At 41.2% G+C, this 24,361-nt stretch carries 22 protein-coding genes and 1 pseudogene; 9 read left to right on the plus strand and 14 right to left on the minus strand.

The genetic code is table 11. The annotated features are described in order from the left end of the window. The first annotated feature begins 366 nt into the window (after positions 1-366). Entirely contained in the window at positions 367-1,875 is a 1,509-nt protein-coding gene (locus LBC_RS07465) for a flagellin B (protein ID WP_221253816.1), read from the plus strand. A 787-nt stretch (positions 1,876-2,662) separates the two neighbouring features. Here the strand turns inward: LBC_RS07465 and LBC_RS07470 are convergent. The 14 genes and pseudogenes from LBC_RS07470 to LBC_RS07530 all read right to left on the minus strand — a co-directional run bounded on the left by LBC_RS07470 (position 2,663) and on the right by LBC_RS07530 (position 15,051). Further along, on the minus strand, positions 2,663-4,579 hold the full coding sequence (locus tag LBC_RS07470) for a motility associated factor glycosyltransferase family protein (protein ID WP_260173361.1): 1,917 nt from the start codon (positions 4,577-4,579) through the stop codon (positions 2,663-2,665). A gap of 165 nt (positions 4,580-4,744) precedes the next feature. After that, a complete protein-coding gene (locus LBC_RS07475; protein ID WP_221253817.1) occupies positions 4,745-5,356 on the minus strand; it encodes a MarC family protein in 612 nt (203 codons plus the stop codon). Positions 5,357-5,371: 15 nt separating this feature from the next. Next, positions 5,372-6,310, minus strand: coding sequence for a formate dehydrogenase subunit gamma (locus tag LBC_RS07480; RefSeq protein ID WP_221253818.1), 939 nt, complete (start codon positions 6,308-6,310; stop codon positions 5,372-5,374). A 120-nt stretch (positions 6,311-6,430) separates the two neighbouring features. Continuing rightward, positions 6,431-7,006: a formate dehydrogenase FDH3 subunit beta gene (gene fdh3B / locus LBC_RS07485; protein ID WP_221253819.1), complete on the minus strand. Its 576-nt coding sequence runs from the start codon at positions 7,004-7,006 to the stop codon at positions 6,431-6,433. Continuing rightward, positions 7,006-9,738 carry a formate dehydrogenase subunit alpha gene (locus tag LBC_RS07490; RefSeq protein WP_409240996.1) on the minus strand — a complete coding sequence of 911 codons (2,733 nt, stop codon included), beginning with the start codon at positions 9,736-9,738 and terminating at the stop codon, positions 7,006-7,008. The genes fdh3B and LBC_RS07490 overlap by 1 nt, the downstream gene beginning before the upstream one ends. Positions 9,739-9,750: 12 nt before the next feature. Next, positions 9,751-9,972: pseudogene (locus LBC_RS09225) on the minus strand (twin-arginine translocation signal domain-containing protein); the annotation flags it as partial. A gap of 8 nt (positions 9,973-9,980) precedes the next feature. Next, positions 9,981-10,187 (minus strand): Tat pathway signal protein, encoded by a 207-nt coding sequence (locus LBC_RS07495; protein WP_221253821.1) that lies wholly within the window; start codon positions 10,185-10,187, stop codon positions 9,981-9,983. 221 nt (positions 10,188-10,408) lie between these two features. Continuing rightward, positions 10,409-11,185 (minus strand): UDP-N-acetylmuramate dehydrogenase, encoded by a 777-nt coding sequence (locus tag LBC_RS07500; RefSeq protein ID WP_221253822.1) that lies wholly within the window; start codon positions 11,183-11,185, stop codon positions 10,409-10,411. After that, on the minus strand, positions 11,182-11,451 hold the full coding sequence (gene fliQ / locus LBC_RS07505; protein ID WP_260173367.1) for a flagellar biosynthesis protein FliQ: 270 nt from the start codon (positions 11,449-11,451) through the stop codon (positions 11,182-11,184). Before fliQ ends, LBC_RS07500 begins: the two co-directional genes overlap by 4 nt. After that, positions 11,448-12,311, minus strand: a complete 864-nt coding sequence (locus tag LBC_RS07510; protein WP_221253824.1) for a menaquinone biosynthesis family protein — start codon at positions 12,309-12,311, stop codon at positions 11,448-11,450. The genes fliQ and LBC_RS07510 overlap by 4 nt, the downstream gene beginning before the upstream one ends. A gap of 128 nt (positions 12,312-12,439) precedes the next feature. Next, positions 12,440-13,066 carry a DUF2147 domain-containing protein gene (locus tag LBC_RS07515; protein WP_221253825.1) on the minus strand — a complete coding sequence of 209 codons (627 nt, stop codon included), beginning with the start codon at positions 13,064-13,066 and terminating at the stop codon, positions 12,440-12,442. A gap of 98 nt (positions 13,067-13,164) precedes the next feature. Then, a complete protein-coding gene (locus tag LBC_RS07520) occupies positions 13,165-14,385 on the minus strand; it encodes a molybdopterin molybdotransferase MoeA (protein WP_221253826.1) in 1,221 nt (406 codons plus the stop codon). After that, complete coding sequence (locus tag LBC_RS07525) at positions 14,382-14,828, minus strand: molybdenum cofactor biosynthesis protein MoaE (RefSeq protein WP_221253827.1); 447 nt, start codon at positions 14,826-14,828, stop codon at positions 14,382-14,384. The genes LBC_RS07520 and LBC_RS07525 overlap by 4 nt, the downstream gene beginning before the upstream one ends. Before the next feature lies 1 nt (position 14,829). Next, positions 14,830-15,051: a MoaD/ThiS family protein gene (locus tag LBC_RS07530; protein ID WP_221253828.1), complete on the minus strand. Its 222-nt coding sequence runs from the start codon at positions 15,049-15,051 to the stop codon at positions 14,830-14,832. 79 nt (positions 15,052-15,130) lie between these two features. Between LBC_RS07530 and nspC the strand changes: the two genes are divergently transcribed. The 8 genes from nspC to LBC_RS07570 all read left to right on the plus strand — a co-directional run bounded on the left by nspC (position 15,131) and on the right by LBC_RS07570 (position 24,262). Then, a complete protein-coding gene (nspC, locus tag LBC_RS07535; RefSeq protein ID WP_221253829.1) occupies positions 15,131-16,264 on the plus strand; it encodes a carboxynorspermidine decarboxylase in 1,134 nt (377 codons plus the stop codon). A 491-nt stretch (positions 16,265-16,755) separates the two neighbouring features. Beyond that, positions 16,756-18,756, plus strand: coding sequence for an FTR1 family protein (locus tag LBC_RS07540; protein WP_221253830.1), 2,001 nt, complete (start codon positions 16,756-16,758; stop codon positions 18,754-18,756). After that, positions 18,753-19,274 (plus strand): iron transporter, encoded by a 522-nt coding sequence (locus LBC_RS07545; RefSeq protein ID WP_221253831.1) that lies wholly within the window; start codon positions 18,753-18,755, stop codon positions 19,272-19,274. Before LBC_RS07540 ends, LBC_RS07545 begins: the two co-directional genes overlap by 4 nt. A gap of 40 nt (positions 19,275-19,314) precedes the next feature. After that, entirely contained in the window at positions 19,315-20,667 is a 1,353-nt protein-coding gene (locus tag LBC_RS07550; protein ID WP_221253832.1) for a Fe-S-containing protein, read from the plus strand. Next, complete coding sequence (locus LBC_RS07555; RefSeq protein ID WP_221254995.1) at positions 20,667-21,938, plus strand: FtsX-like permease family protein; 1,272 nt, start codon at positions 20,667-20,669, stop codon at positions 21,936-21,938. Before LBC_RS07550 ends, LBC_RS07555 begins: the two co-directional genes overlap by 1 nt. Continuing rightward, on the plus strand, positions 21,925-23,058 hold the full coding sequence (locus LBC_RS07560) for an ABC transporter permease (RefSeq protein ID WP_221253833.1): 1,134 nt from the start codon (positions 21,925-21,927) through the stop codon (positions 23,056-23,058). Before LBC_RS07555 ends, LBC_RS07560 begins: the two co-directional genes overlap by 14 nt. Beyond that, entirely contained in the window at positions 23,058-23,741 is a 684-nt protein-coding gene (locus tag LBC_RS07565) for an ABC transporter ATP-binding protein (RefSeq protein ID WP_409240981.1), read from the plus strand. Before LBC_RS07560 ends, LBC_RS07565 begins: the two co-directional genes overlap by 1 nt. Continuing rightward, positions 23,738-24,262, plus strand: a complete 525-nt coding sequence (locus LBC_RS07570; protein ID WP_260173374.1) for a TlpA disulfide reductase family protein — start codon at positions 23,738-23,740, stop codon at positions 24,260-24,262. Before LBC_RS07565 ends, LBC_RS07570 begins: the two co-directional genes overlap by 4 nt. Positions 24,263-24,361 lie beyond the last annotated feature (99 nt).

The raw sequence follows: 24,361 nt of genomic DNA on the forward strand, positions 1-24,361 counted from the left end.
CACTTGTAAGAAAGGACTTGGCTTAAGTGCAGGCTGGCTTTTGCTAACCCACTAAAGATTTACCCACTTATTAAGTGTCATATCTTAAACTATATCGATAAAAGCTTTAAATAATGGATATAATCACTTTATTTTTCTTCATTTTCATCACCACCTTTTTAAGATATGATTACAAAATCCGAAAGAGATTAACGCCTTTTTTGATGCAACCTTGACACAATTATAATTATACCTGCAAAATCTTACCCCCCCCCCATTTAAAAAAATAAAATTTTTTCAAAAAAAGTGTAAAGTTTTTTAAAAATCAGCCGATATAGCTTTTAACAATCAAGGAATGATTGAAATTACAAACATAAAGGATTTAAAATGAGTTTCCGAATTAACACTAACATCAATGCGATGAATTCACACGCTAACGCTGTAGGCAACAACAGAGACATTCAGCTTTCTCTTGGTCGCCTTAGCTCAGGTCTTAGAATTTCAACCGCAGCCGATGACGCTTCAGGTCTAGCTATCTCAGACAGCCTACGCGCTCAGTCAAGCACACTAGGTCAAGCAATATCAAACGGAAATGACGCTATCGGTATCATTCAAGTAGCCGATAAAGCTATGGACGAGCAGCTAAAGATTCTTGAAACCATCAAAGTAAAAGCTACTCAATCAGCTCAAGATGGTCAAACAACCGAGTCTCGCCGCGCTCTACAAGCCGACATCGTTCGCCTTATGGAGGAGCTTGATAATATCGCTAACACTACAAGCTTCAACGGTCAGCAACTACTAAATGGTACGTTTTCAAACAAAGAGTTCCAAATCGGTGCTTACTCAAACCAAACAGTAAAAGCTAGTATTGGTGCTACAAGCTCTGATAAAATCGGTCTTACTCGCTTTGAAAGCTCAAGGCTGTTAACAGCTATGAATGCAAACGTGCAGTTAAAATTCCTATCAGTTGATGGCGTAAACGACGTAAACGTTGCTGGTGCTACTATTTCTACTGGCTTAGGTCACGGTCTAGGTGCACTTGTAGAAAACATCAACAAAGTAAGCGATAAAACTGGCGTACGTGCAAGCTATGATGTTACTTGGATAAGCGACAAAACCATTGCTGGTGGTACTATTAAATCTCTTACAATAAACGGTGTAAAAATCGGTGAGCTAGTAGTACAAAAAGACGACGCAAACGGTGCTTTAGTAAATGCTATAAACGCTGTAAAAGATCAAACTGGTGTAGCAGCTAGCGTTGATACTGAAGGCAGAATGGTGCTAACTAGCCGTGATGGTCGCGCTATACAAATAACTGGTACAGATATATCAAAAGGTCTAGGTGGCAAAGGTGTAGCTGCTGCTGGTAGCTCGCTAACAGCAGGCTTTATAGGTCGTCTAAACCTAGTGCGCCTTGATGGTCGTGATATAAAACTAGGTGGCACCAACTTAATAGGCTTAAGCAAGGCTTTCACAGCTGCTGGTGGCGCTCAAGAGTCTGTATCACTACGTGATGTACGTGGTCAGATAGATAAAGACAGAGCTACTGCTATGGGCTTTCAGCGTATGAGCAAAAACATGAGCTCAAACCAAGCTGCTGGCGTAATGACACTACGTGGTGCTATGGCGGTAATGGATATAGCTGAGAGTGCACAAAAGACACTTGACTTAATCCGCTCTGACCTTGGTTCTGTACAAAATCAGCTTGTAGCTACTGTGTCAAACATCACTGTAACTCAAGTAAACGTAAAATCAGCTGAGAGCCAAATCCGTGACGTTGATTTTGCTGCTGAGAGCGCAAACTTCTCTAAGCGTAACATCCTAGCTCAATCAGGAAGCTATGCGATGAGCCAAGCTAACGCTGTACAACAAAACGTACTAAAACTACTTCAGTAGTTTAACTTAGCGCTCATCTTACAAGCTAGCCTTTGGGCTGGCTTTAGCCCCCTTTTATGGGGGCTTTTTAAATTTAATGATAGTACTTATGTGAGTAATGCTGCTACGCAAATATCATGAATTAAAAAATCCACATTAGGATTAAAGCTATTAGTTTTTTTAAATTTTAATTACAAAATTTAAGCCACTTTACAAGCTTAGCACTACTAATTTGTGTTAGAAACCTGGGTATTACCGTCATTACTTTACAATGTTGGCACTTTTTGATACTTTACAAAGCATGACATAAAAATCTGTGAAACGTCCTTAGGACGCAGTTTTCCTTGCTAGGCCACTGCTAAAGTCGACATAGCTAATTTTCTATGCTACTTTGTCTTTTTAGTCCATTTAACCTAGGCGCAGTAAGACAAAATAACATTACCAAACATATCGAGCAACTATAAGTATTGCCCTTTAAATTTAAAAGCTCTATTTTAAAAAGCAATGCTTTTGCACATTATGAAAATCTAGTATCACAAATTCGTGCAAGTAGCTTTTAATATTACTGATGCCACAAAGCAATATCTGCACGATTGATAGCTTACGCCAGACACAGCTAAGCAAGCCTATTTTTACTATGAGTGATAGATGTGTATTTATACACAAAATGAGATTATTTTTAAAATTTATAAAGTAATAATGCATATAGGGGGTGGGTAAGTTTAATAAAATTTGTGAAAAATAAAAAAAAGGGGGGGGGTTTAAATTTAAAAATTTAAACCAAAGACATCAGGAATACCAAAAAATCCTAAAGTACGCCGTATTTTTGCACTGCGCTGTCTAATATACCACGCACTTTCATAGCACGTTTTAGATTTTGCGACGCTTTTACAGTCGTTTCAATGTCTGCATTTAGCCCGCCAGCTATGCTAAAGAGCCAGTATTTATGCACGATGACCCACTCGAGCAATTTGTCCGTTTTCTCCTCTGCGGTGTCGCTTGGCGCGAGAGCTATTTTGGCAAGCTCAAGCTCTTGGTAAAAAATAGAAATTTGTACGATATTTTCTATATATTTTCGTAAGCTATCTTTAATAACCATAGCTTTGACTTTGTCTATTTTTTTGGATATGGTCAGGAGCTTGCTAAAGTGCTTTACGCTGACTTTACCCTGCTCTTTTAGGGCTATCATCTCATCTATGTGCGGTGCGACGTCTAGGAAAATATCCTCTATGCGTTGCTTCACTACCCTTTGTGTGGCTACTTTTTTTTGTATGCGTTTATAAGCTTGCATGAGGTATTTTTCCACATCGCTCTGTTTTAGCCTATTTATGTCTGGGAGTCTTTTGGGTTTTAGCCCATGTGTTAGCTCCTCTATAGTCTCTAAAAACGGCTTTTCTATTGCTCCATTTATCCTAGCTCCGCCCTCGGTGCAGTTATAAGTCGTTATGCCATCTTTTTTGGAATTTTCTATGTCTGCTTCGTATTGATTTTTAAATTTTTCCCACACGTAAGTAGTACGCACCTCGCCCTCGCCACCATAAGCTACAGTATAAAGATACTCATCAGCCTGAGCAAACGCATGCCCTGTAGCGTGACTTTTGCCATCTGGGGCATAGGCTAGGTCTTGTCCGATTAGGATTATATTTTTATGCCCTAGGACGTAGGCTAGCTGGAAGGCTTGATTTGCCGTTGAATGCCCTATCCCCAGATATCCAAAACGGCTCATATCTAGCATTAGCTCCTCGGTTTGTGGGCGCATAGTTAGAGTTAGGCGGCGGTTTTTTAAATTTTTCACAGTCTGCTTGTGAGTAACTGAAGCAACAATAAAATACGCATCAGCGTCTATACTTTTATGAAGCGGCTTAAAAAAAGTAGAAGTCGCCTCAACACGCTCTATAGATGTAACATAATCAGGCTTTATGCCGTGCTTAGCCAAAATCGGCAAAGACGCATCAAGGCTAATAACACTAACATATGGGGCATATTTTTTAAGCGTATCTAGCTGCTTATCTAAGCTTGGCCCAGTCGCTACTATAATGGCAGTATCCATTAGCTTATGGCGCTTTTTGATTAGGTCTCTGTATGGATAGCCCTCTAGCATAGCAGGGATATTTTCAGTGTGCTGCCTAGTGCCTAAAAGCACGTCGTCTATACTGTTGCCGTGTCCGACAACCATCTGAGCTATGGCTGTCGTGAAGTCTTTGTTTATGCGTTTATAATCATCTGCAAAATTATCATAAAAATCGGTATGAATATGAAGCTCATAAGTCCTAGCAAATATCGTATATTCAGTCTTTGAAACTAGATGATAAAGCTGTGCGTAGGTCGTAAACTTAGAAGCAAATAATACTAAACGCTCATTAATTAGCTCCTCATACAAATCAATAAAATGTAACACAATATAAATTATCTCTATATTTGGCTCCACTACGACTATACGCTCATGGGTTTTATTATGCAAAAGCCCCTTATAAAGCACACCGTTTCCTAGCCCATAAAAATACATCACAGGGTAGCGCTTGTACTTATCCTCTATGCTTTTTAAAAGCTCCTCGACTTCAGATACTGCGTTGCTGTATATGCTAAGCCCACTTTTTTTATCAACTATATTTATATCGATAGGGTCATCGCCCAGTCTAACATCAAAATACCCCTGAGAGCTCATACCAAAAAGCTTTGCAGCTAGAATTTCATCTTGCTGAAAAAGCGCCTTTAAATTATTCATAAAACGCTTTTTCCTTGGATCATTGATGTGCTTTATATTGTGGCTACTTTGTGCAGCTAATATATTTAATTCTTTTGTAATTTTGTTATAGTCTGTGTTTTTCATATGCGTTCCCTGCATTAAATTTAAACTTGCTAAAGCAAATTCCATTCCCTATTATAAAGACTACGAAATACTAAACGCTCCTTTTATGCCAGCTATAACCATCTGTACGCCTATAACAGCTAGGATTAAGCCCATCATGCGAGTTATGACACCCATTACGCTCTTGCCTATTATTGCAGTAAGCTGTTTAGCGCATCTAAAAAGTGCGTACGTAATAAGACAAAGCAGTCCAAAAGAGGCAATAGTGCTAATTGCCGCACTAAATCCAGAGCTTGATAAATTTATAGCCGTAGCTATCGTACCAGGCCCTGCCAAAAGTGGCGTACCGAGCGGAGAAATAGCCACATCGGTAACGTCGCTAGCACTAGCCTGTACGCCTTTATTTACTGGAGAGTGGTTGCCATTTAGCATATGAAAGCCTATCATAAACACCAAAAGTCCACCAGCTATGCGAAGTGCGTCTATGGTGATACCAAACATAGTAAAAATATAACCCCCTGCAAGGGAGAAAATGCAGACTATGATAAAGGCTATGGTTAGCCCCTTTTTGCCTATCGATTTTGCCGTTATCTCATCATCAGCTGAGGTAAGAGACATGTAAACAGGTAGACTTGAGACTGGGTTCATAATAGCAAAAAAGGCCATAAAAGATAGGAAAAAGTGAGATAACATGCTTGCCCTTTAAATTTAATGCCCCTTATTCTCAGTAGGAGAGTATGGCTCTATCTTGCCCTCTTTTAAAAGCTCCTCATACCAGTAATGGTGCAGGTAATAAACCTCCTCCTCCTCTTTATAGCCGCTTATCATCGAGTGTATCGCGCCTTTAATAGCAATGGCTGACATATAAATATGCACTAAGAAAAATATAGCACAAACCACACCAAGGCTACTATGCACTATAGCGCTTAGCCTTAATAAATTTATCTGACTCATATCAAGACCAGCACTAACCACGCCAAAATCTAAAAAGTACATGGCAGCACCCGTGGCTATCATCACAAGCCCTCCTGGTATGGCTATCCAGTACCACATTTTCTGTCCTGCGTTAAATTTACCAGCTGGGACTGTGGCTTTTTTCTTGCTTAAATAGCCGCCGACTATGATAAGCCACTTTATATCATAAATTCGTGGAAGCATCCTGTAAAACCAAGAAAAAAGCAGAGGCAAAACAGCGACGGCAAATATTATTGTCGCAAGTCCGTGCATATTCTTAGCCCCCCTTATAAACGCACCTCCGCCTAGCACATCTCCCCAAAGCATCATCACTCCAGTTGGCACTAGCACTATCCAAGAAATCGCAGCCAAAGCATGCGCCACACGCACGATTAGGCTAAATGCGAATATTTTCTTTCCATCATGGCTAAAATGCTTCGGCCCTACAAGCAGGTAATGAAGTACAAAAGCACCCACTACAAGCATGGCTATACTAAGCACGCCGTAGCTAAAAATTCTCTCGCCTTGTAGTTTGGTAAAAAGCTCTCCAAGTCCTGGGTTTTGCCCCCAAGTGGTAATATTTTCCACTCTTTGAGCTGCCCAAATCGCACTATCATACTGATTAGTACCAGCAGGCTGTTCTATGCCAAAAGCAGACATCAGGGTAGCTGCTAGCAATACTAAAAATTTCATTCATTTTTCCTTATGCTTTTATCCGCCCTTGCTAGCATAGTCAAAGGCTACTATAATATAGCGCTTGAGTTTGCTAGAAAAGGGCAAAGTGGGCAAAACGCCCACTAAAATAAGCAGGCATTATAGCCCTACATCGCCCTTTCTAATAGCGGCATTGCGTCCTAGCACGCGCTTGCGGTAGACATTGCTTACCTCATCTGCGTCACCGACAAGCAAGGCATTGCTAGAACAAACCGCAGCGCACATAGGCACTTTGCCCTCTGCTATGCGATTTTGTCCGTATAGTTCGCGCTCCTGTGGACTATTTGTAGGCTCTGGACCACCAGCGCACATAGTGCATTTATCCATCTCGCCCTTAATACCAAAAGCCCCATCTCGTGGGAATTGTGGCGCGCCAAAAGGACAAGCGTACAAGCAGTATCCGCAGCCTATACACTTAGCCTTATCATGAAGCACAATGCCGTCCGCTCGGATATAAAAGCACTTTACAGGACAGACTTGCTCGCAAGGAGCGTCGGTACAGTGCTGACAGGCGAGCGTTGTGCTTACCTCTTTGCCGACTATACCGTCATTTAAAGTGATGACTTTACGGCGATGAGTGCCGACTGGAAGCTCATGGGCGCTCGAGCAGGCTACCTGACAAGCAAAACAGCTCGTGCAGCGATTTGTATCTACGAAAAATTTCATTCTAGCCATTATACACTCTCCCCATACTCTTTAAAAAACTCTGTCTTAAAGCCCATATCATCGGCCTTTTCTATGCGGCAAAGCCCTGCGTTAAACTCCGAAATTTGAGTAACTGGGTCAAAGCCATAGTTTGTTATGGTGTTTGAGCTTTCGCCTATCACATAAGGCTTAGTGCCCTCTGGGTAGCGCGCGCTTAAATCCACGCCCTGTAGCACACCAGCGAAGTTATACGGAAGGCAAATTCTATCTGGCGTTACGCTGTGGCTGTGGTAGCATTTTACCTTGATTTTTGTGCCTTGTGGGCTGTGAATCCACATCATATCGCCATCCTCGATGCCGTATTTTAGGGCTAGTTCTGGGTTTACATTTGCAAACATCTCTGGCGTAATGCTGCTTAGATATTTGCTCGTCCTTTCAATCATGCCAGCACCGCTTAAATTTACTAGGCGCATTGAGCTTACGATTGTAGGGAAGTCCTTGCTCCAGTCTTTTGCTGTTTGCTCACTGATAAATTTAGTAGCCACACGGAAGTTTCTAGATTGATCGTCAAATGTAGGGTATTTTTCCACCAAATCCTGACGAGGGCTGTGTATAGGCTCACGGTGCTTTGGAATTTGATCGATAAATTCCCAAACTATCGTCCTTGCCTTTGCATTTCCATAAGGCACTACGCCAGCTTCTCGGCATTTTTGCACGATAATACCGCTATAATCCATAGTCCAGCTAGAGCCTATTTTTGCCCTTTCATCGTCTGTTAGAGTAATACCTAATACTGCTTCAATGTTATCTTTTGTGATTTGCGGATAGCCACCTTTTATCTTTGAGCCTTTGATGGTTACACTCTCATCGGCTAGCTGACTTACGCCGTCATGCTCTAAGCCAAAGCGATTTCTAAAGCCGCTTCCACCCTCGGCAAATGGCTTGCTCGTATCATAAAGTATAGCAGTGCCTGGGTGCTTCTCGTCCCAGCAAGGCCACGGAAGTGAGTAATATTCGCCCTTAACATCGCCTGCGATACCCATTTGTGTGTCTGGGTCGAAGTTCTGCCAGTTGGCTTGATGCCGACGCAATCGCTCTGCGCTCCAGCCGCCAAGTCCGATAGTCTGAGCTATCCTAGCCATTTCGCTAGTCGCGTCATCAGGCCAGACAAAGCTATCTTTTACCTGCTTTAGCTCGCCATCTACGCGTGATAGCTTCATACCGCGCGTATACTCCTCATAAAAGCCAAATTTCTTAGCAAATTCAAACATAACCTCATGATCGCCCTTGCTCTCATAAAGTGGCTCAACAACTTTACTACGCCACTGTGCAGCACGGTTTGTCGCTGTTACTATGCCCTCGTTTTCAAACTGCGTAGCTACAGGCAGGATATAAATTCCATCGCTTCTATCATTGAGTATCGCTACCTCATTTACAAAAGGCTCTGCGATAACAAGCATCTCAAGCTTGCCTAGGGCTTCTTGAATTTTAGCCACCTGGGTCATCGAGGTAATGCCAGTACCTTGTACCCAAAGCACACGTAGCTCGCCACTTGAGAAGGTATTTTCCTCCTTAAGTACGCCCTGCCACCATTTTGAAAGCGAATAGCCCTTTTCATTGCGCCAGTTTCTATCCTCTGGATTTTTAGGATCGTGGTAAAAATACTCTTTGAAATTTGTCCCTTTTACACTCTCTCCGCCTTGCTTTGGCTCTTTTACTGAGACTGCAAAACGCTTTACAAACTCATCAAAGTTAACGCCCCAACCAGTACAAAAATGCTGCCACGCCGCATCACCTAATCCGTAATAAAACGGCAGTGTATCGGCTAGGTTACCCATATCAGTGGCACCCTGAACGTTGTCGTGTCCGCGGATTATGTTAGTACCACCGCCTGGCTTGCCCATATTTCCAAGGACTAGCTGAAGGATAGATAAAATTCTCGTATTTGAGCTACCAACTGAATGCTGAGTAACACCCAAAGCCCATGCCACCGTAGCTGGCTTAGTGTTTGCAAATATAGTAGTGATTTCTATAAGCTGATCAACTGGTACACCAGTAACATTTGAAGTTTCTTCTGGAGTCCACTTTTTAGCCTCGGCTATAATTTCGTCCATGCCGTATGTACGAGTGCGGATAAATTCCCTATCCTCCCAGCCATTTTTAAAGATAATATGAAGCATACCATAAACAAATGCTATGTCAGTACCAGGGCGTATGCGTACGTAGTGATCTGCGTGCGCTGCCGTTTTTGTAAAGACTGGATCAACTACGATTAGTTTGCAGTTGTTTCTATCCTTTGCCTGCAACATATGCTTAAAGCCGATAGGATTTGCTACGGCTGAGTTTGCGCCTATTAATAGGATAGCTTTTGAGTTTGCTGTTAAATCACCAAAGTGATTTGTCATAGCGCCATAACCCCAAGTATTCGCCACACCGGCGACTGTTGCGCTATGTCAAATTCTTGCTACGTGATCTATGTTATTCGTGCCCCAAAAGGCTGCAAATTTACGAAAATAGTAGCTCTGTTCGTTGTTAAATTTAGCCGAGCCTAAAAACTCCACGCTATCTGGGCCGTGCTCCTCGCGTACTGCTAGCATTTTATCACCGATTTCATCAATAGCCTGCTGCCAGCTTATGCGCTTCCACTTGCCGCCCTCTTTTTTCATTGGATATTTTATGCGTTGCTTTGATTTGGTTAGATCGATCTGATCTATACCCTTACAGCAGTGGCTGCCTTGGCTTATAGGGTGGTGTATAGCCATATCTTGGCGTACCCAAACGCCGTCTTTGACTTCCGCTTCTATGCCACAACCTGCTGAACAGATGCTGCATATAGTTCGTACCATTTTTGAGCCTGGATACGGATCGCTCGCCGTATAGCTCTCGTCTTTTTTATCAAGCACCTCGTTTTGTGTAGACCCAAAAAGTGTCGCACCGCTTGCACCTATTGCCGCAAGCTTTAAAAACGAGCGTCTGCCTACTTTTGCTTCGCTCATACTCTCTCCTAATACGCTATTTTGTAGTATTTTTCCCAAACCTTGCTCTTGTGATAAAGGATCTCTTTTTTATTAGAGTGTCCCAAAACCACGCCATTGCCGTCAGCTTGGTGTGCTGGAGCTATGCTAGCACTGGCATTAGTGCCAGCAGCCACGCCCACTACGGCCGCACCTTTTAAAGCTTTTTTTAAAAAGCTTCTCCTATCTTGCTTCATCTCTCTCCTTTTTGTCTAGCTATCTAGACGAAATATCGAAACTTTAGCACAAGAATTTACAATTATTTTTAAACTTTTGATTTTAAATTTAATACTTAAAGAAATATCAAAAATATTATATTTTATACTTTAAATAAGAAGTGGCTTTTTGCCGATATTTAGGAAATTTTAATGAATTTTTACTATGTGATAATAAATATTTATATAGCCGATAATGTTACTTATTGTAACACACAAACTTCAGTTTCAAGCTCTATACCGAAGTTTTCTAAAACTCTTTTTTTAGCTAGAGATATTAAATTTATCGCATCAAAAAAGCTTGCATTATTAAAATTTATCAAAAAATTTGCATGCGTTTCACTAAATTTAGCTCCACCTACAGTCTGCCCTTTTAGTCCCACAGCTTCTATAAGCCTACCAGCAAAATCGCCTTTTGGGTTTTTAAAGCAGCTCCCAAAACTAGCCCCTCTTGGCTGGTTTTTACGCTTATTTGACAGCTCAGTGGATAAGGTCTGATTAAATTTATCCTGCAATAAAAATCTAGCAGCAAAAACTGGCTCAGTAATACCGCTATGGCGGTAGCTAAAGCTAAACTCGCCTTTATCCATCCAGCCCCTTGGGGTTAAAACCTGCACTAAAGTATCGCTCATAGATAGCCCCATAAGCCCTGCATTCATAAACACAAGTCCGCCTATTTGCCCTGGAATAGAGCGGATAAACTCAAGTCCGCCTAAATCATTTGATCTCAAATAGCTAAAAAGCGTGGCTGCTGATGTGGCAGCGCCTACTTCTAGCATGTCCTCATGCTTTTTGATATAATCAAATTTTTTCGATAATACAGCCACAGCTGGTGGATTTGGCGAGACTAAGAGATTACACCCAGCCCCTATGATGCGCTCATTTTCAGCCAAAGCGCAAACCTCATCAAGCACCCTAGCCTCGATTACGCCGCCTATTCGCACGGAGGTGTATTTAGCAAAATCTATCCTGCATGTCATCTTACAAACTCTGGGATAAAATTTATCATCTTTGTGGTAAACTCAACCATAAGCGAAACCATCCATGGCATCAAAAATATTATAACCGCAACGACAAGTATTATCTTTGGCACAAAGCTTAGGGTGGTTTCGTTTATCTGCGTCGTAGCTTGGAAAATGGATATTAAAAGCCCCGCTATAAGCCCACACAAAAGCATAGGCAAGCTTAAATAAAGCGCAGTCTTAAAAGTCTCAATACCTAAAGAAACAAGCAGACTTTGCATCAAGCATGCCTAAAATCAAGATATTCAGTTGGGATAAAATTCTCCTGAGCTAGGCACGGCTTTGAATAAAATCCTCTATCATAGCCTATCTTAAATAGCGTATTTAAAGAATTTATAGCAACATCATCCATTAAAATAGACCGCTCATTTGCATACATACTTAGGTATGTTTTAAGTTTTTCTTTATCGACGCGTACAAGATTTCGCTCAAGAAGCATATGCGATAAAAAAGGCTTATGAGAAGTCGCCACTCGCACAGCTTCGGTTAAAACCCTCTCCGCTTCAATCGCATCAGTTAGCACCATACTGCGCCTAAGAACCATCCCTCCAAGTGGTAGTGGCATCTCATTGCCCGCTAATTCACACCACACGTCCCATATCTCACGCTCCACGCACAGGCTGCTATCGACGCTTAAAATATCCTCATGTATCAGCACTCCAGCGTCGACTTCGCCGCTAAGAACAGCTCTTTGAATGTCTAAAAAATTATAATATTTTACCCTAGCCTCTGGATATGCCATGCGAAAAAGCATCGCATTTGTAGTATGTGCGCCACTTAGCGCGACCGTGAAATTTCTACGTAACTTAGCGCCATTTTTTTTAATGAGCTTTGGTCCATATCCCTCACCAAAGCTAGCCGCACACCGCAAAAGCGCATAGTCATCTTTAATCAGCGGATAAAGCCCAAACGATATAGCGCTCACGTCATAAATCCCACAAATCGCCTCATCATTTAGCGTCTGAATATCAAGCGCAGTGTTAGAAAAACTTAAAGTATCGCTACTTACCCAGCCAAATTTAATAGCCATATACATAAAAATATCATCTGCGTCAGGAGAGTGCGCGACACTTATATTTTTCACGTGCGTCCTTTGATTGAATTTAAAGTTCTGATTTTGCTAATGGCGGATTATAATTTAACTCCAAAGCTATTTAGGATAATTTTATCAAATTTGTTTTAAATTAAGCCAAAAATGGGTAAAAATGTGCGTTAAAATATCGAATCCCTAGCCGATGCTTTGCGCGACATCGGTCTAGGCTGAGGGACTTTTTCTATATTTTTTGCCTGCTTCATTAGCTCTTGCTCTTTTTGACTGCGCTCATTTAAGATTTTGGCATTTTCATCTCGTGCTTTTGCCAAATCATCGACTGATACACTCTGCCAGAATTGATTTTTCCCACGCAGTTTTGAAAATAGTCCTCCAGTGCTTTCTCCCCGCACTTTTAGCTGGCTTGGCGCACCATTTGATGGTGGGATATAATCGATATTGCACTCATAGACTTTGCCTGTGTCTGGGTCTATTAAATAGCCATCACTCCAGCTGCCCTGATGTACTAGCTTTAGCCCGTATATAAATGGAGTGCCTATTAGCGGGATTTGCTTGCCCCTTGTATCGTATGGGAAATTTTCATAATAATCATCGCAGTTTTTACACACGCTTGACTCATCAGCACCTATCATCAAAATAAGCTCTCCATAAAGCCTAAAATCCCTTTCATATATAGTCCAAAATCCAGTTTCTTTCCTACTTTCATTCACGCTTTTCCACATACCTATGACTGGGTCTGCGCAAAAAGCCGAGATAGCAAAGATGAGCAGGCTTAGTATTACTCTCATCAAAAGTCCTCATAAGAAAATATTAAATGCAAATATACCCTAAAATTGCTTATTATAAGCTTCTGCACCTGATTTTATTGTTTTAAATTTATAATATTTTAAATCATTTTTATTATCTGCACGCTTTCGCCTACTTTAATATCGCGCTCTAATACGCAAAGCCAAGCTTCATTTAATAAATTTACGCTCACTGCAGATGAGCCGATTTTTTTGTCCTTTGTAGAAGCAAAAAGCGTGCCTTTTTCATCGCATCTAATGCTACAAGGGATAAATTCAGTCAAATCTCCCCTTTTTTTGCACTCATCCTCAAGCACCGCATATGTCGCATTCTCGCTATTATGGCTTAAAATTCTAAGTAGTAATGGGCGCGCAAAAAGTACAAATGTAACAAGCGCAGAGTAAGTAAACCCAGGCAGAGCAAAAAGCAGCCTATCGCCAGCATCAAAGTCTATACTATCGCTTTTGGCATTGTGGCTTATTTTTGATATTTTTATATGTCTACCTGGTTTTATAGCGACTTTATCTATAATAGGCTCAAACTCCCTAGCAAACTCGCGCATAAAATCATAATCCCCCACACTAACCCCACCTGTACTAATAACAACATCAGCCGAGGCAAGCGCCATATCTAGGGCTTTTTTTAGCTTTACTGGGTCGTCATTTACAATAGGCAAAAGCACGCTCTCACAGCCCATTTGATTAAGCATAGCAGCTATTGCTACGTGGTTTGAGCTATGAATTTGTCCCCTATACTCAAGGCTTTCTCCTAGATCTTTTATCTCGCTCCCAGTAGCTAGCACAGCTACTTTTGGGCGGAGCTTGACGCCTACATTAGATATGCCAAGCTCAGCAAGAACTGCGATATGCGCATACGTGATGCGCTCGCCAGCTTTTATTAGCACATCGCCCTTATGATAACTCTCCCCCACATTTCGCACAGCAAAACCCTTGCGCACTGGGCTATTTATCACTACTTTATCGCCGTTTATGCTCACATTTTCCACTGGGATTAAGGTATCACTGCCATCACTCATAATAGCGCCAGTAAATGTCTTTACGCACTCGCCAAAACCAAGACTAAAGTTCTCACTACCCCCAGCAGCCAGCTCGCCAACCAGCCTAAGCTCGCTTAAGCTCTCATCAAATTTAAAAGCATACCCATCCATCGCCGCAGTATCGCTCTGTGGGTAGTTAAAAGGCGCTATAATATCCTCAAAAATATACCGCCCAAGAGCTTGCGTAAGCGCCACTCGCTCGCAGCGATTAAAGATAGTTTTAATCCCATCTATACGCGCCCTAGCCTCTTTATAGCCTATCACGCATCATCCTTTGCCAAAAGTCCAGCCGATCTTAGCGCGCTTGAGCGTGTAGCAGCATAAATTTTCTCGCCGTTTATTATGTCATATTTCCATATCGGCGCAGAGGCTTTAAAATCCTCCACAAACTCATCAATCATCTCAAGCGCAACTCGTCTTTTTGGGCTTTTTACCGCGGCTACATACGAGCTTTGCCCTATTAGTACATCGCCTGTTGAATGGGCAAAAAACACCTCAGCTCCCCTTGTTCTAGCACGCTCTTGCCAACCTTTAAACCACGCCTTTAAAAGCGGCTTATAAATTTCAAAGCTAAGCCCACTAATGCCACCCTCATCGCGAACTATGCCAACAAAACTAACAAGCGCGCCGCTTTTACCATCGCAGCTTTTAGCATACCAGCTGCTTAAAATTTCATCTACGTTTAAAGACCCACTATAAATTTGCACCCTAACCCCCACACACAGGCGGCAAAAGGCTCACCCTATCGCCATTTTTTAGCTCAGTGTCAATATCGCTTACTAGCTCATCATTAACAGCCACAGCACAGCTTTTTAGCCACTCTTTAATCTCGCTATCTTTTGCTAAAATATCACGCAGCTCACGTAAATTCGCAGCCTCCACGCTAATGCTTTCTCGTGCTATGGGCCCTAAAAACTCAACTGTTACCATTATCTCTCCTGAAAATTAGCCCACAATTGTAGCAGATTAAATTAAATTTGATACAATTGCAAACATTAAGGAGTAAATAATGAAAGAACACGAAATTCCCACCCCAGCCTACGTATGCGAAGAAAGACTCCTACGTAAAAACCTAAAAACCCTAGCCAAAGTTAAAGAAAAAAGCGGCGCAAAGGTTCTTGTAGCACTTAAGGGCTTTGCTTTTACTGGCGCCATGGATATAGTTAGCGAGTATCTTGATGGTGCAGCTTGTAGCGGACTTTGGGAGGCGGAACTAGCCAAAAAATATGTAAAAGGTGAGGTGCATACTTATAGCCCTGCGTTTAAGGATAGCGATTTTACTCGCATAGCGCAGATTAGCAACCACGTAGTCTTTAATAGCCCAGCCCAGTGGCATAAATTTAAAAGCGTCGCAGATAAGCACGGACTTTTCTGTGGACTTAGACTAAACCCACAAACTTCGCGCTCACCAGTGGATACTTACAATCCTTGTGCGCCGTTTTCTAGGCTTGGCACGACGGCTGAGAATTTAAAGCCTAGCGATTTAGAGGGGCTTAGCGGGCTTCATTTTCATGCGCTTTGCGAGGAGAGCGCAGAGAGCCTTGAATATGTACTAAATGGCTTTACGGATAAATTTGGAGAGTATTTTAGTCGCATGAAATGGATAAATTTTGGCGGCGGACACCACATCACTCGCGCTGGGTATAACGTGGATTTGCTAATTAGGCTTGTAAGCGATTTTAGCCAAAAATACGGCGTGCAGGTCTATTTAGAGCCAGGCGAGGCCGTGGGCTGGCAAACAGGCTATCTCGTCTCAAGCGTGCTTGACATAGTCGAAAATGGTGAAAAAACGGCGATTTTAGACATTTCAGCCGAGGCTCACATGCCTGATACTTTGCTAATGCCATATCGCCCAGCTGTGCGTGGGGAGAGCAAAAATGGAGCATATGCATATCGATTTGGCGGCAATACCTGCTTAGCTGGAGATGTGGTAGGGCTAGAAGCTGGCGAGCCAGTGTATAAATTTGATACACCATTAGCGGTTGGAGATAGAGTGATTTTTGAGGATCAAATCCACTACACCATAGTAAAAAATACGACATTTAACGGCATAATGCTGCCAGATTTGATACTTTTAAAGGAAAATGGAGAAGCAAAATATTGCCGTAAGTTTGATTTTAGCGCATACGAGCTAAGAAATTAACGTTAAACCATAGCCTGCAAAAGTGGCTTAGAGATAATAATTTTGAACTCTTTTAAATAATAACGTCGTTTTAATTATAAAAATTTAAGCCATTTTGCAAGCCTAATACCACTAATTCTTGCCATTGGCTTTTAATATTACCTCCATTGCTCTGTAATGTTGGTACTATTTTAGCACTTTGCAAAGATTGGCGTAAAAGTCTATGGGGTGTCTACAAATTGTTGGATTTGGCAAGTCTACTGCTAGGCTTGCATGCCATAAGCGAAACTAGATGTTAAAGAGCATATGACGACTACTCATATGCGTGTGTAGGGCTAGTTTTTATTGTTTAAAGAGCCAATAAATTTTATTTCCATTCATACAAATATCTGTAAAAAATAATAAATTTTAGCTTTTTAAATTCAATTAGTTATTTAGTTGATAATAGTTTTTATTTTTTTAAGGTTACAGATAATATACTTTCACAAACTTTTAAATTTTTCGAGGAATGAATGAAAAAACTTTTAATATTATTTTTACTGCCTTTTATGCTTTTTGCTAAAAGCGAAGACATGGAGCAGACTATATCGGATATAAAAAATGCGCTAAATACGGTCGTAGCAGAGTATAAAGCAGGAGAAGCAGACAAAGCTAGGTCTGAGGTACAAAATGCGTATTTTGGACTTTTTGAGGATGTAGAGGGCGCTATACGTATAAATATATCGTCTAAAAAAGCCTACTCTATGGAGAAGCAATTTGGCGATATAAGAAAAGCGATAAAAAACGGCGAGAGCGTGGAGCAGATACAAGATAGGGTCGATAATCTAAGTCGCGAGCTTGATGAAGTCCTACCTATAATACAAAGCGGTCATAAGCTAGTAGGCGAGTATCAAGACGGTAGCCAAAAAAGCCTAAAAGAACACGCCTCTCAAAGCTATGAAAACTCAGCAAACGTGATAAATTCGGTAGCTAGCACAGAAGCTGATACAATAAAAATCCCACAGTGGCGCTACGTGATGGATAAGATTACAAATAGCCTAAATACAGCAAAACAATCATACGCCTTAGGCGATAGTGAAAACGCAAAGCGTGCTATCGAGGAGGCTAAATTTGTAAATTACCGCAACACAAAGCTTGAGCGTGCAATACGTCAGTATGTAAACGACGGTCAAAATATAGATGCTCAAATACAAAATAAAATGGGTAAGGCAATCACCCTAGTAAACGAGCAACCCCCAAAAGAGGAGATTGATGCTAAGATAGATGAAATTTTATCACTCACTAAAAGCGCAGTACTATCCCTTGGCGAGCAAACTGCTAGCATAGCTGAAGTAACCCTTCCTGATAGCTACCTAGCAAGCGAAAATAGCGAGCAAAATGGGGCTGATTATAAAACAGTAGTAAGCAACATAAAAGATAAAATGCTAGCCGTATTAAAAGCATACACAGATAAAAATAAAGAAGGCGCTATGGGTGATGCGCAGGATATTTATTTTGATGAATTTGAAGCTAGCGGCATGGAAAATAGCGTAGGCGCAATCGATATAAATTTAAAAACAAGCATAGAAAGTAGCTTTAGTCATATAGTAGCGCTTATGAAATCTGGCGCAAGTGAAAATGAGGTAAAATCCGCTATGGGCGAGCTAGACACAAAGCTAGCAAAAGCGCTTGAGACGCTTGATAAAAAATCAAGCGGAGGTGGACTATTTTTATTCATCTCAGCTCTTACTATCATACTGCGAGAAGGTTTTGAGGCGCTTATCATAGTTGCGGCCATTGTCGCATATTTGCTAAAAACAGGAAATGCAACCAAAATCCGCACAGTAGTATATAGCTCGGTGGCTGTAGCTGTGGTGCTTAGCTTTGGTGTGGCTTGGGTGATGAACTTAATCTTTGAAAATGCTGGACAAAAGCGGGAATTACTTGAGGGCATTACCATGCTTATAGCCGTTGGTCTACTATTTTACGTGGGATTTTGGCTACTATCAAACTCAAATGCCAAAAAATGGACTGCCTATATAAAAGAGCACACAAACGAAGCCTTAGCGCAAAATTCCATACTAGCACTTTGGTTTACGGTGTTTTTAGCCGTATTTAGAGAGGGTGCCGAGACTGTATTATTCTATCAGGCTTTGATATTTGAAGCACACACAAGCAGTGAAATAGGCATGGTACTAGCGGGGCTTGTCGTGGGTATCGCAGCACTTTTAATAGTTTACTGGATATTTAAAATTTTTGCTGTAAAAATACCTATAAAAGAGTTTTTCATAGTAACCTCAGCCATTATATTTTACATGTCTGTGGTATTTGTCGGCAAGGGCGTTATGGAGCTAGTTGAGGGTAAAGTATTTGTCCCTACTATAATAAAAGGGCTAAGCTTTCCTAGCTGGGCTAGCGACTGGCTAGGACTTGTGCCATATTATGAGAGCTTGGTGCCACAAGCTTTAATGATAATAGCGCTCATCTTTGGCGTGATATATATAAAAACCAAATCTTATAAGGAGAAAGTATGAATAAATTCATTAGTTCTGCGTTAGCGCTTGCGCTAGCTAGTAGTGTAGCATTTGCTGGAGAGCATCCCATAGGCGAGCCAGTTGAGATTAATGGCATGGAAATAGCTGCGGTTTATCTTCAGCCAGTTGACATGGAGCCAAAAGGCATAGATCTAGCCCCTAGTAAATCAGACATTCACCTAGAAGCTGACATTCACGCTATTAAAGGCAACAAAAACGGCTTTGGCGAAGGTGAGTGGATACCGTACCTAAAGATAGGCTACGAGCTTAAAAACCTAGACAACGGTAAGGTAAAAACAGGAACTCTAATGCCTATGGTAGCTGATGATGGTCCTCACTACGGTGCAAACGTAAAAATGGACACAGGCGTGGGTAATTATGAGCTTAAATTTAACATCCAAAGCCCAGAAGCAAACGGCTTTGGTCGCCATGCTGATAAAGAGACAGGCGTGGGCAAATGGTATGAGCCATTTACTACAACTTATCAGTTTGCTTGGACTGGCGCACCAGTTAAATAATCCCAAACGGCGGACTTGCTCCGCCTTTTTTAGGTAAATTATGTCTATATATTTCGTTCACATTATCCTAGCATTTTTTGCTATTACTCTATTTGGCGCCCTAACAGCCAAAAGGCAGATTTTTCTACATACCTTTGCACCAGCCGTACTTGGCGCAATCATCGGCTTAGTCATATTTAAATTCGCAAGATACTATCTACTTGATGCTCCAGCTAGACTATTTTTTGATGGGCTTGGAGTAGTGTTTTTACTACTTAGCTTTAGTGTAGTATTTTTTGAGTTTAAATTTAAATGGCTCATATTTGGCTTTTTAGGCATTAGCTATGGAGCAAGTTATGGAGCTATTAGCGCACTGTTTCCTCTTTTTGGTGCAGAGCTTTTAGATACACAGTCTATAATTAGCGCATTTTTGCTTTTATTTGCAGTTATTATCCTGATAACTCTATTTTTTGCTGCTAATTTGCTAGCGCAAAAAATCCCACCAAAAGCCATTAAAACGCTATCTCTTTTAACACTTTTAACTATGCTTGTATTTAAGCTTAGTGGATTTATTTTAGAGCTTATGAGAAGTGGAGCTATAAACACAAAGCCTGAGCTTCTTAGCCTAGTGGCAAAGGGAATGTATATATCGATCTTTGCACCATATATTTTTAGCGCCATTTTAGCCGTACTTTGTATTATGGCGATATCTTACCGTCCAAAAGCCCTTAAGAAAAAAGACGGTCTAATACCTTATAGATTTAATCTAGCCTTAAGACGCCTAGTACTATCTGCTAGCACGTATGCTTTGCTTGGAGTTAGTGCCATTTTAGCCTTTTCACTCTATTATGATTTAGTAGCTTCTCGCCCACCGACTCTAAGCGAGCCTGTCTATCTTGAGCCTAAGAATGATAAATTTATCATAGACACAGAGGTGCTAAAAGACAATGACCTCCACAGATATGCCTATATCACTGATGAGGGGCGTGTGATTAGATTTTTCCTCATTAACCGCTACGAGGACAAACCCTCAGCCGTAGCAGTCTTTGACGCTTGCTCCATATGCGGAGATGTGGGCTATGTAAAAAATGGCAGCGAGCTAATCTGCGTCTCTTGCAACGTGCGTATATTTTTACCTTCAGTTGGCAAAGAAGGCGGCTGCAATCCTCTGCCATTAGAGCATACATACGACGGCAAGACAATCACCATAAGCCTTGATGCGCTACTTACTGGAGCAAATCAGTTTAGCACCATAGTAGAAAAAGAGGTACTTGATATAGTAGGTGGCGAAAAAATCAGCAATAAAAGCAAATTTAGCTACAGGTACAACAACCGCACATACTTTTTCAAATCCAAAGAAAACCTAGAGCGTTTTGAGGCAGATCCAGATAAATTTATAGGAGCCGTAAAATGATGAATGCTAGAATGATTACTCGCTCCATAGCTGGTTCTAGCGTGCAAAAAATAATGGCATTTGCCACTATTGCGCTAGCTAGCATGCTTATAGCCTGCATGCTCAATATCACGCTAAAAATAGGCGACGAGATAGCCTCAGAACTTAGAAGCTACGGCTCAAATATCATCGTACTGCCACGTGGAGAGAGCCTAAGCATAGAAATAGACGGACGAAGTTTTACTCCGCTAAAATCCCAAAATTTCCTACCTGAGAGCGAACTTTATAAGATAAAAGAGATATTTTGGCGAAATAATATAGTTGCGTTTGCGCCATTTTTAGATGGGCTTGCACGAGATGACAAAGGCGAGCAAATCGCAGTAGTGGGTACATATTTTGATAAAAATATAAATTTAAAAGATGAACCTGATTTTACAACTGGGGTAAAAAATCTCTACGGATACTGGCATATAAACGGACGCTACGCAAATGATAATAAAGATAATGAGGTCGTGCTAGGCGATGAGCTAGCTAGCAGACTTGGTTTAAATTTAGGCGACACTTTAAGCCTAAACCAGCACACCCTAAAAGTCGTAGGCATAGTAAGTGGAGCTGGAGATATGAGCAAAAAGGCTCTTATTCCGCTTCATTTAGCCCAAAAGATGTTTAATCATGATGGAGAGTATTTTAAAGCCGAAGTATCGGCTAAAACCATACCGGAAAACGACCTCTCTCTAAAAGCACGCAGAAATCTTGACGAGCTAGATAGCGCAGAGTATGACCAGTGGTACTGCTCGGCATATGTCGGCTCCATCGCATTTCAAATAGAAGAGGAGTTAAAAGGAGCAAGCGCAAAGGCAAGTCTGCAAGTAAGTGACGCAGAAAGTGGTATAGTAAAGAAAATTCAAAGTCTAATGGGCATAGTAAGCATAATCGCCCTAGTAGTCTCAGCCATAGGCATAACATCTCTAATGACAAGCGAAATTCATCGCCGCAAAAAAGAGATAGGGCTACTTAAAGCCCTAGGAGCTAGCAATCTATCAATCTACGCACTATTTGCTAGTGAGTCCATGACAGTAGCATTTGTGGCTGGCATAGTAGGCGCAATACTAGGGTATGGGCTAAGCGAGCTTTTAGCTATAGCGATATTTGGACATAGTATAGGAGTGGCGATTATTGTGCTACCTCTTAGCTTATTTTTTGCGCTATTAATTAGCTTTTTTGGCTCACTTATGCCTATGAGAAGTCTTGTAAAACTCCTACCAGCAGAGGTGCTTTATGACAGAAAATAGACTATTTTTTATAAATTTAATCCTAAAAAGCCTAAAAAACGGAAGCGCTAGAGTAGCCGTCATAGCCATATCTATAATGCTAGGCGCTAGCGTATGTGCGGCGTTTATAAACGTCTATCTTGACATTGATGCAAAGGTAAGTCGCGAGCTAAAAAGCTATGGAGCAAATTTAGTCATCACTCCAGCAAATGGTGGAGAGTTTATGAGCGAGAGTGGGCTTGATAAAGATATGAAAAAAGTTATTAAAACGGTGCTAGGATATAGTGGGTATTTATTTACTCAAGCTAGTATAGGCACAACTGAAGCTATAATCATGGGAGTTAAATTTAGCTCACTAAAAAGAACAAAACCGTTTTTAGAGATAAAAGAGGGAGATTATATAAACTTTGACTTTGATGATAAAAACGTCCTAATAGGCACGGATTTAGCCAAACAATCAGGCTTTAAAGCAGGCGATGAGATAGAGCTCAGAGCCCTTGGAAGTAGCGACGTGATAAAGGTGCGCATAAAAGGCATAGTAGCAAGTGGAGATAAGGAAGATGCGCTACTTATCACCTCCTTAAACTTAGCTCAAAAGCTAGCCAAAAAGCCAGATATGATAAATTATGCAGACGCCGTGATACTTGGGGATTTTGACGAGGTAAAGGCAATATCTCAAAAGCTAAGCAATAAAGAAATATCAGCCAAAATAATAGCCAAAATAAGCAAACAAGAAGGCTATGTCCTAGCCAAAATCAAACTCTTAATGGCGCTAGTATCGTTTGTGATACTGCTTATTACCTCACTTTGCGTTAATACCACGCTAAGCGCCATACTGCTAGCTAGAAGTAAAGAAATAGCCCTGCTTCGCGCGCTTGGAGCAAGTAAGAAAAATATATTAAATTTATTTAGCGCAGAGATTTTTATGCTAGCTTTTAGCTTTGCGATTATTGGTTCTTTGCTAGGATATGGGCTGGCGCAAATTTTAGGAGAGGCTATATTTAACGCCCATATTGATTTTAGATTTATGTCCGTGCCGATAGCTACGATACTAGCACTTGGCTTTGCTACTTTAGCGGCGATTTATCCGCTAAGGCGCGCACTTAAATTAAATATGGCAGATATTTTAAGAGGTGAATAATGAACGCAATAGAACTTATGAGCATAAAAAAACAATTTGGCTCAGTTATCGCACTTGATGAGATAAGCTTTAATGTAAAAAAAGGCGAGTGGGTATCTGTGATGGGGCCTTCTGGCTCAGGCAAATCAACGCTAGTAAACATCCTTTCGCTTATGGATTTTCCCACAAGCGGCAGATATATCCTAGGCGGAGATGACGCAAGCGCGCTTAGCGATGAGGATACACTCAAGTTTCGCCGAGAAAAGATAGGGCTAATTTTTCAGCAGTTTCACACAGTGCCATATCTAAATGCCCTAGAAAACGTCATGATAGCCCAACACTATCATAGCTGCGTAGATGAGGAGAGTGCTAAAAAAGCCCTAGAGTTAGTTGGACTTTCTCACAGGCTAGATCATCGCCCTAGCCAGCTAAGCGGAGGTGAGCAGCAGCGCCTTTGTATAGCAAGAGCACTCATAAACGACCCAGAAATCCTAATCGCAGACGAGCCAACAGGCAACCTAGACGAGGCAAATGAGCGCATTATACTAGAGCTATTTTGCAAGCTAAAAGCCGAGGGTAAAACCATACTTTTAGTAACACACAACCCAGACTTAGGCGAGTACGGAGATAAGATAGTCTACCTGCGCCACGGTAAACTTGAAACGATAAAAGAGATAACAAATCCAAAAAGAGTAGAAAAATGATTAAATTTAAAACCACACTAAAAAAATCTCAACTTTTTATATTTTTTATGCTTTTTGGCGCCATGCTAGCTGGCTGTGTAGACCCGCTTAGCAGGCATCATATCGCCTTAAATGACGAAAAAGGCATAGATACGCGCTTTGATCCAAAGCAAAAACAGCTAAAGCTAGCAAGTGATGAGCCTTTTGTGCTGTTTTTTTATGACACAGACTGCGGAGCTTGCAAAGCCCAAATCCCAGATATAGAAGCGCTAAGCCATGAGTATGCAGGTAGGGTTAAATTTATAGGCATTTTAGGCGGTACGCAGGGCTTTGATAAGGATATGAAGCTTTTAAAAGAGCATAACGTAAGCTTTATAACCATATCAGACCCAGTTTCAGTGCAATATTTTGACACGGCTGTAGGCGGAGTAAATGGAGTACCAGTAACCTTCATATTTAATAAAAATGGAGAGCAAGCAGGCAAGACTCTAGGCTATACCCCACGAGCTGCGATAAATAAAAAAATTCTATCCGTTTTATAGTTTTTAAGCTATAATTGTAAAAACGCTTTGCTAAAATAGTGGTATAAATTTATAATAAACCCACCTGGCAAAGCCAAAAGCTTTAAGGTTTAAAGAGTA

Origin of the sequence: Campylobacter sp. 19-13652 (assembly GCF_019702925.1) — a bacterium.
In the GTDB taxonomy this organism is placed as follows: Bacteria; Campylobacterota; Campylobacteria; order Campylobacterales; family Campylobacteraceae; genus Campylobacter_A.